This is a genomic window from Pedobacter sp. KACC 23697, assembly GCF_045348445.1.
GTDB lineage: Bacteria > Bacteroidota > Bacteroidia > Sphingobacteriales > Sphingobacteriaceae > Pedobacter.
The window spans coordinates 491,023-503,303 of the sequence record NZ_CP157485.1; the positions used below are offsets into that span (position 1 = coordinate 491,023).

The window sequence follows — 12,281 nt, forward strand, 5'->3', positions numbered from 1 at the left end:
TTAGCCTATTTAGAAATTTTTAAACGAGAAATAACTTTGCCCGATTGATCATCAGGACTTTGCATATAAAACAGATCGTATAATTTACCATTTGCCCAGGTATCGATCATGTTATCATAGAATTTGCTTCCGGGATTACCCGATTGGCCACCCGGATAAACACCGTGCCCTTTTGGTGTTTTACCCAACTCAATCACCATCCGCCAGGAAGGTCCGTTGGTTTCGCTCAAGGCATTAATGGTGCTTTTGGCACCACCAATCTGTAAAACCTTCGAGCCGAATCCAGGTATTTTGGCCAGATGCGGTACATTGGTCTGTTTTACATTTGCCCAGTCCCAATCTTTATTGATGGGACCAAAGCGCCTTTCTAAACTATCGCAACTATATTTAAAAGCTTCGTTAACCACATCAGATAACGTTTCTTTTTTGCTGGTATTGATGTTATCATACCAGGTTGCATTAGGCTCTTTTAAGATCATCTCTACCGTACGGTCTCTTGAAGGATAACGCATCGGGATGCCTTTCACTTCAAATTCGTCTGCCCATATATTATAGGATAAACGTTTGGTCCAGATTTCGAATACGCTGGCTGCAATTTCATGTGCATCATAACGTTTGTTCCACTTCTTCAGGTAAGCTAATGCTTCTTTTTGTGTAGCATTTAACTGTTCATTGTTCAATAAAGGCAATAAAGCCGGAACCAGGTTCTGTGCTATAATGCTATAGTTATCAGTCTGCATGAGCCGTATACTGTCTAAAGTAGCTTTGTTCATTACCGATAAACGGTCGTTGATGCGCTTGCCCCGCTCATAGGGTGCAAATTCCCAGTTGATATAGTATGGGTAAGTGGTATCGGTAGAAGACTGGTTGGCTGAACTCACAAAACCACGCGGCGGATTTTTAACGGTCGGATTCTGTGCATTCGGAATCCATCCCTGCCAATCGTAGGCAGGATCTGTTCCATCCAGTATAAATTTACCCTGATCTTTCCATTTTAAAGGGAATTTACCATTTGGTGTAATGGCGATATCATTATCAACACTGGCAAAAACAAAGTTTTGTGCAGGTGCTGTGTAAAAACTCAAAGCCTTGCGGTAATCATTATAGTTTTTACCCCGGTTAAGGTAATAAAAAGTCATGAGTTCGTTTGATTCATCATGCGCAATCCACCTGAGTGCATCGCCAACAGGTACATTGTCGGCCCTGCCATATTTTGGTTTCTGGAAATACACTACCGGGCCATGATGGGTATAGTAAACGGTATCTACTTCGTCCTTTCCGCCACGTATTTTAATAGTCTCTAGTCTTTTGGTGGTGGCATTCCATTTATTGTTATACCAATATGCGTTATGGGTCGAATCCTTAAATTTGATCTGATAAAAATCGAGTACATCAGCAGCCACATTGGTTACGCCCCAGGCTATGTTCTGGTTAAAGCCAATGATAACCCCGGGTGCACCAGGTAAAGAAACACCATAGGTATTTACGCCGGGTGCATGTAGCTGAATCTGGTACCAGATGGATGGGAGTGTTAAATCTAAATGTGGGTCGTTTGCTAAAATCGGATATCCTGAAGCAGTTTTAGCACCCGATAATGCCCAGTTATTACTGCCAATACCTTCTATTTTTTCAGTGGTTTTAACCTCCCCGGTTTGGGCCTGGGTAAAGCTTTCTGGCGTTTTAGGTATTGGTAACGGAGCGAAATTCCATTTGGTGCCAACAGGAATAATCGGATCTTCACGGAAGGGATAATCCGGAAAAAGGTTTTTGGTTACCTCCGGGCCAAATTTTTTCAGAATATTGGTCATGTAAAATTCGTCTGAACCCATGGCTAACACTGCCGACATCTGCTTTAGCAGTAATGCGCATTTTACGGGTGTCCAGTTTTCGGGCTTAAAGTCTAAAATTTTATATTCTAAGGGATAATTGGCTTTAGAAAGTGTTTTGATGTAGGCATTAATCCCTTCGGTGTAGGCCAGGATCATTTCTTTAGCTTTTGGGTCGGCCATCATCCCTTTTAAGGAGTTTTCAGCACCATAAACCATGCCCATCCGGCGTTGATACCGGTCTACCTCTATCGCTTTATCGCCCACTACTTCACTAATCCTTCCGGCCGCAAAGCGCGTCTGAAAATCCATTTGCCAAAGGCGGTGCATGGCCGTTACGTAACCTTGTGCCAGATATAGGTCGTGATCATTCTGTGCAAAAACATGTGGGATCATGCGGTCATCGAAAACGATTTCAATTTTATCAATCGCCCCTTTTATTTTCGCTTTATGGTTAAACATAAAGTGATTATTCTCTGCATTTTGCCAGAAACCCATAAAAGGATTTAGAAATTTTAACACAGGAGGCATATTGCCTAATTTGGTATTAAATAAAAAAGCTAATGCGATCGGAATGACGATGCAGAACAGGGCTTTAATTTTATTCATAATGGCTAGCTAACAAGTCTTTCGCTAAGATAGGGCAAAATGACGGTTTATGTCTAATGCAAAATACAACAAACTGTATATCAATCAAAATTATAATTTGATTTGGAAACTATTATGCTTGCATCATTTGTTTAATTGAAAAAAAGAATTTAAGTTTATGTAACTAATCATACAAATAAACAGTATAATTAATCTTTCAGGTAACCAAATTAACAATCTTTTATGAGCAGAATTTTTACAAAGATCTTCTATGTGTTATTATTTGTGTTTGCTGATAATATGGCAGCACGGGCACAGGGTATTACGGTGAGCGGAACCGTAAAGGATAAGCAATCTAAAGAAGGATTGGCTGGGGTTAGTTTAACCATCAAAGGCCAGTCGGGCGGTACGGCATCTACAGCTAACGGTAGTTTTAGTTTTACGACAACGGCAAAAGTGCCGTTTACTTTAGTGGCATCTTATGTAGGCTACGGTGCAGTGGAACAGCAAATTACGGGAAGTACTTCCGGTATTAATATTGAAATAGAAACGGCAGTTGTATTGGGTGGGGATGTGGTGGTTTCTGCCTCGCGTACACCAGAGCGTATTTTAGAATCGCCGGTTTCCATCGAGCGGATGAGTGCAGCTACCATCAGGGAAATCGCTGCGCCATCATTTTACGACGCTTTGAACAATATGAAAGGGGTAGAAAGCAGCATGCAGAGTTTAACTTTCAAGTCTATTAACACACGTGGTTTTAATTCTAACGGTAATACCCGCTTTAATCAATATATAGACGGAATGGATAATCAGGCTCCAGGACTTAATTTCTCTGTAGGTAACATTGTAGGGATTACCGAGCTTGATGTAGATAATGTGGAACTTTTACCAGGTGCTTCATCTGCGCTTTATGGTGCAGGTGGTATCAGCGGTACCTTGCTAATGACTTCAAAAGATCCATTTAAATACCCGGGCGCTAGCTTTCAGTACAAAACAGGCGTTAACCATGTTAACGATAATAACAGCACGGTACAGCCTTTTAATCAACTGGATGTTCGTATGGCCAAATCATGGAACAATAAGTTTGGTGTAAAAGCAGCATTCTCGTTTTTACAGGCCAAAGATTGGTTTGGAAACAATTATTCAAATTTTGACCGGATTGCAAGAACAGCGAAAAGTGGTGACCGCAACAGCGATACAAACTACGATGGGATAAATGTTTATGGTGATGAGGTAAGTCAAAATATGCGAAATGTTGCCTTGAGCGTACAGAATGCAACTATTTCAGGGATTAATGCAGGTTCGGGAGGTTTAATCCCTAACATTAAAGCAGCCATGGATGGCGCTTTTGGCGCAGCTATACCAAATGCTGCGCAACAAGCTGGTTTTCTTGCTGGTTTGCCTGCGGCATTACGTCCGGCAGTACAAAATTATTTGCCTTTTTACGTGGGCTTAAAAGCCAATTTAATTCCTGATCAAAATGTTTCCAGAACGGGTTATAACGAAGAAAACCTTGTTGATTACAATACCAAATCATTAAAAGCTTCTGGTGCTTTATACTACAATATCAGTAATACCGTACAGGCTGTAGCACAGGCCAACTGGGGTACAGGAACTTCGGTTTACACCGGCTCAGATCGTTACTCGTTGCGTAATTTTAATATTGGCCAGTATAAACTGGAAATAAAAGGTGAGGATTTCTTCGTTAAAGCATATACTACTCAGGAGCGTTCTGGTGATTCTTATATATCATCTATTTTGGGAAGTTATGTTAATGAACTTTCGAAACCCTCAACAACATGGTTTCCACAATATATTGGTAATTATGTAGGTGCAAGAGCTGCCGGTCAGGGCGATGCCGCAGCACATGCTTTAGCCAGAACTGCAGCTAACCAGGGCCGTTTTGAACCAGGTTCTCCACAGTTTAATCAGGCAAAAGATCAGATTATGAATACCACCATCAGTGCTTCTGATCCATCTAAAGGTATTTATGGAGCAAAATTCGATGACAAATCAAATCTTTATCACTATGAGGGAATGTACAACTTTACCAATCTTTTTGATAAAGTGGTTGAATTTCAGGTTGGTGCTTCTTACCGCCTTTATGACTTAAATTCGGCAGGAACCATTTTTAATGATTTAATTAATTCAATCGACATTAAAGAATATGGTGCATTTGGGCAAATCGGTAAAAAGTTCTTTAACGATAAGGTTAAATTTACTTTTGCCGGCCGTTATGATAAAAGCCAGAACTTTGAAGGCCGGTTTACACCGAGGATAACCGGAGTATTTACGGTTGCCAAAAATAACAACATCAGGGTTTCTTACCAAACCGGTTACCGTAACCCAACCACGCAGAACCAATATATAGATTTATCTGTAGGTGGTGGTTCGCAGCGCTTAATCGGTGGTTTGCCGGAAATTATCTTCGACAAATACCACTTAGATACCAACAAGCCCTATACGGATGTGAGCTACCGTGCATTTCTGGCATCGGCTGCGGCTACAGGAACGCCAAATCCGGCGCTTTTGCAACAATATAATTTTGATGCCAAAGGTGTACGTCCAGAGAGTGTACAATCTTATGAATTAGGTTATAAAGGTTTGATCCTGCCTAATTTATTGATTGATGCTTATGGTTATTACAATATTTATAAAGACTTTATCACAGCTGTTGATGTTTACCAGAATGTAAATGGAAGCTTTGTTAAATTCGGTGTTCCCGTAAATGCCGAAGGCGAAGTAACCTCTTATGGTGCAGCTTTAGGTCTTGATTACCTGGTAGGTAAATGGAATATGAGCGGTAATGTTTCTTACAACCAGATTGGCGATTTGCCAGTGAATTACATTAATGATTTTAATACGCCTAAAATCCGCTATAACCTAGGCTTGGGCAATAAAGAAATCATTAAAAATTTTGGTTTTAACGTTTCTTACCGTTGGCAAGATCAGTTTTACTGGAATTCATCTTTTGCCTCCGGACAGGTACCTGCATACAGCTCTTTAGATGCACAGGTGAGTTTAAGAATTCCTTCGGTGCAGTCAGTTGTTAAACTAGGCGGTTCTAACGTGCTGAATAAATATTATATCACTTCTTATGGTAACCCTATGGCCGGGGCAATCTACTATGTTGGATTGACTTTTAATCCGTAATTACTTGTTAATTTTTAAGCCCGCTGTATACCAACTCAGCGGGCTTTTTTGTTTAAAATGAATTTGAGTTTATCAGATCGCTCTCATACATTCAAAATGATATGCAACCGGATATAATTTTGCTTTTTATCTAATTTTTATATCCGATCGCATATAGTTTCAAAAATGATTGATAAGTTGGTTTAAAATTAATTTCTCACCTTTAACACTGGTTTGACACAACCTTCTTAGTGTAGATAATACACTTTAATCAACAGGCCTTGAAAAAAAGCTTGATTCCTTTTAATAAAATATTTGTATTATAGTACTTTCTTAAGCACATCCCGGTTTAAGAGCTATGAATTTAAAATTTTGAATAAATAAGGATGGAAGCGCAAAACGACAACCCTAACGAGGCAAGTGATCTGATTGAAAAGGAACAGGAAGTACAGCATTTAAACAATCCAGTTGATATATCGGTAAAACCAATTGTTAAACAATACCTTGGTGAGGTAAAAAAAGTAAAGAAGGAGGGCAATCGTTTTTATTTCTCAGACGGAGATGCAAGAGTAGAAATTCGGGTGGTAAGCGATGAGATAATTAGGGTACGCCTGGCACCTCATGGTGTTTTTCTCGACGATTTTTCTTATGCGGTACCTGAGGTAGACCAGAAGGTTTCTGTTTTTAAAATGCAGGAGCATGATGATCATTATACCGTTTCTACCCATTCGGTAACCTGTAAAATAGAAAAGGCAAATTTCCATATTTCTTTCCACGATAATGTTACCAACGTGATGATGGTTGATGAAGCCAACTCTATGCATTGGGAAGAAAATGTAGATTTTGGTGGTTATTATATCTACGCCACCAAAAAATGTCACCCGGAAGAAAATTTCTTTGGTTTGGGTGATAAGTCGGGTAATTTCAACCTTCGGGGCCGTCGTTTCGAAAACTGGAATACTGATGCTTACTCTTATGGCTGGAACCAGGATCCGCTGTACCGTACCATACCGTTCTACATTGGTTTACATAACCAGGCCGCGTATGGTATTTTCTTTGATAATACTTTTAAATCGTACTTCGATTTTGGTTCAGAAGACGTCAATAAAACCAGTTTTTGGGCTGATGGTGGTGAATTACAGTATTACTATATTCACGGACCGCATATCATGGATGTAGTTAAGCGTTATGCTACTCTAACGGGTACACACCCAATGCCGCCAAAATGGACTTTAGGTTATCAGCAATGCCGCTGGAGTTACTATCCGGAAACTAAAGTTAAAGAAATAGCCAAACAGTTTAGAGAGCGTAAAATTCCTTGCGACGCCATTTACCTGGATATTGATTACATGGATGGTTATCGCTGTTTTACCTGGAATAAAAAATACTTTCCGGATCCGCAGAGAATGATCAAAGAACTTTCAGATGATGGTTTTAAAACCGTGGTCATGATCGATCCCGGAATTAAGGTAGACGATGATTACTGGGTGTTTAAAGAAGGTAAAGAGAAAAGATTTTTCTGTCGCCGCAGCGACGATTATTATATGGAAGGCCATGTATGGCCTGGTCGTTGCCAGTTTCCCGATTTTACCAATCCTAAGGTCCGTACCTGGTGGGGTAATTTATACAAAGAGCTGGTCGATATGGGCGTAGCCGGTTTCTGGAACGATATGAATGAGCCAGCGGTATTTGGCTCCGGCACCTTTCCGAACGATGTACGACACAATTACGATGGCTATCGCGGCTCTCACCGCAAAGCACACAACGTTTACGGTATGCAGATGGTGCGTTCTACTTACGAAGGGCTTAAAAAACTGATGCGCAACAAACGCCCGTTTACCATTACAAGGGCTGGCTATTCGGGTATGCAGCGCTATGCAAGTGTGTGGACCGGCGATAATATTGCCACGTGGGAACATTTAAAGATCGGGAATATTCAGTGCCAGCGTTTATCGGTTTCTGGTGTGCCTTTCTGCGGAACAGATATCGGTGGATTTAGCGGCGAGCCTGATGGTGAATTATTTACCCGCTGGATTCAGCTGGGTACTTTCTCACCATTTATGCGTGCGCACTCTGCTGGCGATACAGCCGAGCGTGAGCCCTGGAGTTTTGGTGAATTTTTCGAAAATATTAACCGCAAGTTTATTGAGCTAAGGTACCGTTTAATGCCTTACCTATATTCAGTGTTCTGGGAGCATCACCGTTATGGTTTTCCGATTTTGAGGCCACTGGTCATGCTTGAGCAGGAAAACATCAGCAACAGTTTCCGTCAGGATGAGTTTTGCTATGGCGATAAACTGCTGATCTGCCCGGTACTGGAGCAGGGAGCCATTTCGCGCAAAGTTTACCTGCCTAAAGGTACGTGGTATAATTTCTGGACGAATGAAATTTTAGAAGGCGGTAGCGAATATACTGTTGATGCCAAGATAGATAGTATGCCGATGTTTGTACGAGCAGGCGCTGTTTTGCCAGAATATCCGGTAATGCAGTATGTAGATGAAAAATCAATTACTGAAGTGGTTTTAAATATCTACCATAGTGATTACGAAGTAAATTCTTATCTGTACGAAGATCATGGTGATACCTTTGCTTACGAGCAGGATATTTACCTGGAAAAGAAATTTACCGTAAAAGGCGATATGCAAACGATAAAGGTACACCAACGTATTGAAGGATTATATACGCCAAATTATGAACTCTATGTTTGTAACGTTATTGGTGTTAAATTCCAGGTGAGGAAAATTATTATCGATAGTAAAGAAATCACCGATTTTTATACCGACGATCAGCAGATACTGCATTTTAAATGCAACAAAAATTTCTCCCAGATACAGATTTTAAGTCTGTAAATCTTTTAGCCCTAAATGTTGTTTAGCATTTGGGGCTAAATTTATCTAGCCAAAAAACAGCTATGCCATCAGCCAAAAAAGTTACTGCAAAAAAAACAGCTTTATCCAAAGCCGACCACTCAAAAGCGGTTTGGGTACACAGTTTATTTACCGATTACGATATTGATCTTTTTCTGGTTGGAAAGCATTTCAGGCTCTATGAGAAAATGGGTTCGCACCTGATTACAGTAGATGGTACAGCCGGAACTTATTTTTCGGTATGGGCACCAAATGCCATTGCTGTAAGTGTGGTAGGTAATTTTAACGATTGGGCACATACCTCACACGGCTTAAACAAAAGATGGGATAAATCAGGGATTTGGGAAGGTTTTATTCCGGGCATAGCCAAAGGTGAAGTTTATAAATATTTTGTAAAAGGCTTTGATGAATCAGAACATTTGAAGGGCGATCCTTATGCGCGCAGGTGGGAGCATCCGCCGCAAACTGCCTCTATTGTTTGGGATACCGATTACACCTGGAAAGATAAGGCCTGGTTAAATAAAAGGGCAAAGTTGAATGCTTTAGATCAACCCATTACCGTGTATGAAGTTCATTTAGGCTCCTGGGAGCGCGATCCGGAAAATCCGGAACGTGTTTTAAACTGCAGAGAAGTGGCCAGCAGATTGGTGCCTTACGTAAAGGAAATGGGTTTTACACACGTAGAGCTGATGCCTGTAATGGAGTTTCCATATTTCCCGAGCTGGGGCTACCAGATAACCGGTTATTTTGGGGCAAGTTCGCGCTATGGCTCCCCGCAGGATTTAATGTATCTTATTGATGCTTTGCATAAAGCCAATATTGCTGTAATATTGGATTGGGTACCTTCTCATTTTCCTGGCGATAGACATGGCTTGTATGAATTTGATGGAACGCATCTTTATGAACATGCCGATATGCGCAAGGGTTTCCATCCCGATTGGAAATCGTACATTTTTAATTACGATAGAAATGAGGTTCGGTCTTTTTTGATCAGTAATGCTATATTTTGGTTAGATCAATACCATGCTGATGGATTGAGGGTAGATGCAGTGGCTTCGATGTTATATTTCAATTTCTCCAGAGAAGATGGTGACGCTGCAACAAACGAATATGGCGGAAGTGAAAATCTTGGGGCCATACAGTTTTTGCAGGATTTGAATGTTGCTGTTTATGGAAATTTTGAGGGCGTACAAACCATTGCAGAAGAGAGCAGTACTTATCCTGGCGTAACGCATCCGGTACATGCCGGTGGTTTAGGTTTTGGTATGAAATGGATGATGGGCTGGATGAATGACACGTTAAAGTATTTCAAAGTAGAAACCCTCGCCCGGAAAAACCACCACCATCAATTAAGTTTCAGCATGACTTATGCTTTTACCGAAAATTTCATGTTACCTTTCTCTCATGATGAGGTGGTACATGGCAAATCGCCGATGCTTTACAAAATGCCTGGTGATGACTGGCAGAAATTCGCCAACTTAAGAGCGCTTTATGGTTACATGTTTACGCATCCGGGAGCAAAATTGCTATTTATGGGCAATGAGTTTGGGCAAACCGGTGAGTGGAACTTTACACAATCATTAGATTGGCATTTATTAAAATATGCGCCGCATAAAGGTATGCAGGAAACCGTTAAAGCTTTAAATTTTCTGTATCGTAAAGAGCCTGCATTATATCATTTCAATTTTAGTTACGAAGGTTTTCAATGGATTGATGCCGACAACACAAACGAATCTGTATTTGTGTACATGCGTAAAGGACCTAAGGCTAAAGATACTTTGGTTATTGCCATCAACTTAACCCCCGTGGTTCGGGAAAACTATAGGATTGGAGTGCCGTTTAAAACCAAATGGAAAGAGATTTTTAATACGGATGATCTGGTTTATTATGGGGGCGGTATCAATAACAGAGGAGAAATCGTTCCTGACCAGATAGATTATAATGGGCAGAAATATTCTATAACTGTTGATTTACCACCTCTGGCTGTAGTGATTTTTAAGAGCAGGTAAAAATATTGTAGGGCATTATATCCTGCCAAACCGTAAATAAATAGTTTTGGTGTGATTTTTTTTATATCACAACAAAATTAAATTTTTTGATTGCATTTATCGTTATTAGTCAGGTGTTTAGGTGAAAATTTTTAAGAAGGGCTGAAGAATACTGGAAGATTATATAAATCTGATGAGACTGAATTCACGCACTATCTTTGACTACGGTTACAACTCATATGTTGCAAATGGCAATCATTATCCGGGTTTGGTACAAAAAGAAATCAGGATGTGCTGTCTGATAGTGAGCCAGAAGAATGATGATCAGTTAAATAAGAAAAGCTTCCCATTACTGGAAAGCTTTCTTAAACACTGGAGTGGAAGCTTCCAGAGCGGTTGCAAAGATACAATAACCATTGTCTCTTGCAAATATTATTTTAATAATCGTTGAGCTAAAAATATAAGTATATCATGTAAAGCATTGAGGGAGCAGTGTTCCTTATTTTGTATCTCAGATTCTTCTCTCCGCATATGTTCACTATCACTAAAAGTTAGATTAAGATAAACTATTGACCAGTAAGGTATATTAGTCACAAAACCTGCTTTTTACTGATGAAATCAAAGTTTTGAGAAGTGATTAAAATGATCACTTTAAAAAAAAATATGATAAGCCATCCTTACAAAATGGCCAGATGCTTTGATGTAAAATTTTTTATACTCCATTCGGTTGTTTGATTTTAATGACCTTGCATAAACAAACATTAATCTAATGTGTTATTATTCAATATCAAATCACTCATGCAGGCATTATATCAAAGTATTACTCATCAAAAACCAAGTGTCGGCATTGAAGCTGATTTGTCTGATGATAAGTTCTTTTTTACAATGTTACAGGCTTATGATGGCGCTGCATTTAAGGCGTTGTACCTAAGATATTCTGCAGCAGTTTATGGTAATATTATAAGGCAGGTGGATAATGAAGAACAAGCTAAGTTGATTTTAGAACAAACGTTCTGCGAAGCCTGGCAGTCTTTTCCGGAATTTGATAAAACTAAATTCAGAATTTATACCTGGATAAATCGGTTTGCGATTCAAATTATTAAGAAGTCTAAATCATAATGCGTAGCATAATGATCATAACCATAATCTAATATATTTTTATATTTCGTTCGAAATTAGTATAATTATAGGTCTAAAGTCTATTCCTATTTTGTATATGCTCGAATCCCATAAGGTTTTTTTGATCAATGCTGTCTTAAACTATTTCAGCAAGCTAAGTCCTGTAACATCCGGATTTATCAAGAAAATTGAAAAAAATGCAGAGCCTCTTCAAGTCATGAAGAATAAACACATTTTATCACCTATAGATAATAATAATCGCATTTTTTTTGTGGTATCGGGTTTGGTGAGGGGTTTTATTAAAGATGGGAACAAAGAGATTACCACCTGGATTAGCGTAGGAAATGAATTTGTTGGGGCAATTCAACACCCAGGCGCTCCCCCAAAACCCTCTATAGAGTATCTGCAGGCGTTATCTAATTCAGAATTAGTTGCCATTCCGTACCTATTAATTGATGAGCTTTATGCAAATTATCAGGAAACAAACATCATATGGAGAAAAATACTGGAGCTCCAGTACCATGCCGCTTCAGAGCGATCAATGCTGGCACGTATCCCATCTGCCGAAAGGCGTTACGAAAAATTTATTGAGCTAAATTCTTTTGATGTATCTCGGGTGCCCTTGCGCTGTGTGGCTACTTATCTGGGGATGCGCCTCGAAACGCTGAGTAGAATCCGCAGTAAAATAGTGAAGCAGCTGGTGTAACTTTAGGGTGTATCTTAAATGAATACGGTAATAATGGCATTGGATTTCATTCAAT

General features: G+C 39.7%; 6 protein-coding genes. 5 read left to right on the forward strand and 1 reads right to left on the reverse strand.

Features of this window, described 5'->3' with window-relative positions; all coding sequences use genetic code 11:
- Positions 1-5: 5 nt before the first annotated feature.
- A complete protein-coding gene (locus ABEG20_RS01890; protein WP_406825728.1) occupies positions 6-2,435 on the reverse strand; it encodes a penicillin acylase family protein in 2,430 nt (809 codons plus the stop codon).
- Positions 2,436-2,657: 222 nt separating this feature from the next.
- Between ABEG20_RS01890 and ABEG20_RS01895 the strand changes: the two genes are divergently transcribed.
- The 5 genes from ABEG20_RS01895 to ABEG20_RS01915 all read left to right on the forward strand — a co-directional run bounded on the left by ABEG20_RS01895 (position 2,658) and on the right by ABEG20_RS01915 (position 12,226).
- On the forward strand, positions 2,658-5,567 hold the full coding sequence (locus ABEG20_RS01895; RefSeq protein WP_406825729.1) for a TonB-dependent receptor domain-containing protein: 2,910 nt from the start codon (positions 2,658-2,660) through the stop codon (positions 5,565-5,567).
- Positions 5,568-5,932: 365 nt separating this feature from the next.
- Positions 5,933-8,395: a glycoside hydrolase family 31 protein gene (locus ABEG20_RS01900; RefSeq protein ID WP_406825730.1), complete on the forward strand. Its 2,463-nt coding sequence runs from the start codon at positions 5,933-5,935 to the stop codon at positions 8,393-8,395.
- A 62-nt stretch (positions 8,396-8,457) separates the two neighbouring features.
- Complete coding sequence (glgB, locus tag ABEG20_RS01905; protein ID WP_406825731.1) at positions 8,458-10,422, forward strand: 1,4-alpha-glucan branching protein GlgB; 1,965 nt, start codon at positions 8,458-8,460, stop codon at positions 10,420-10,422.
- 777 nt (positions 10,423-11,199) lie between these two features.
- Positions 11,200-11,520, forward strand: coding sequence for an RNA polymerase sigma factor (locus ABEG20_RS01910; protein WP_406825732.1), 321 nt, complete (start codon positions 11,200-11,202; stop codon positions 11,518-11,520).
- A 217-nt stretch (positions 11,521-11,737) separates the two neighbouring features.
- Positions 11,738-12,226: a Crp/Fnr family transcriptional regulator gene (locus tag ABEG20_RS01915; RefSeq protein ID WP_406825733.1), complete on the forward strand. Its 489-nt coding sequence runs from the start codon at positions 11,738-11,740 to the stop codon at positions 12,224-12,226.
- Positions 12,227-12,281: the final 55 nt, after the last annotated feature.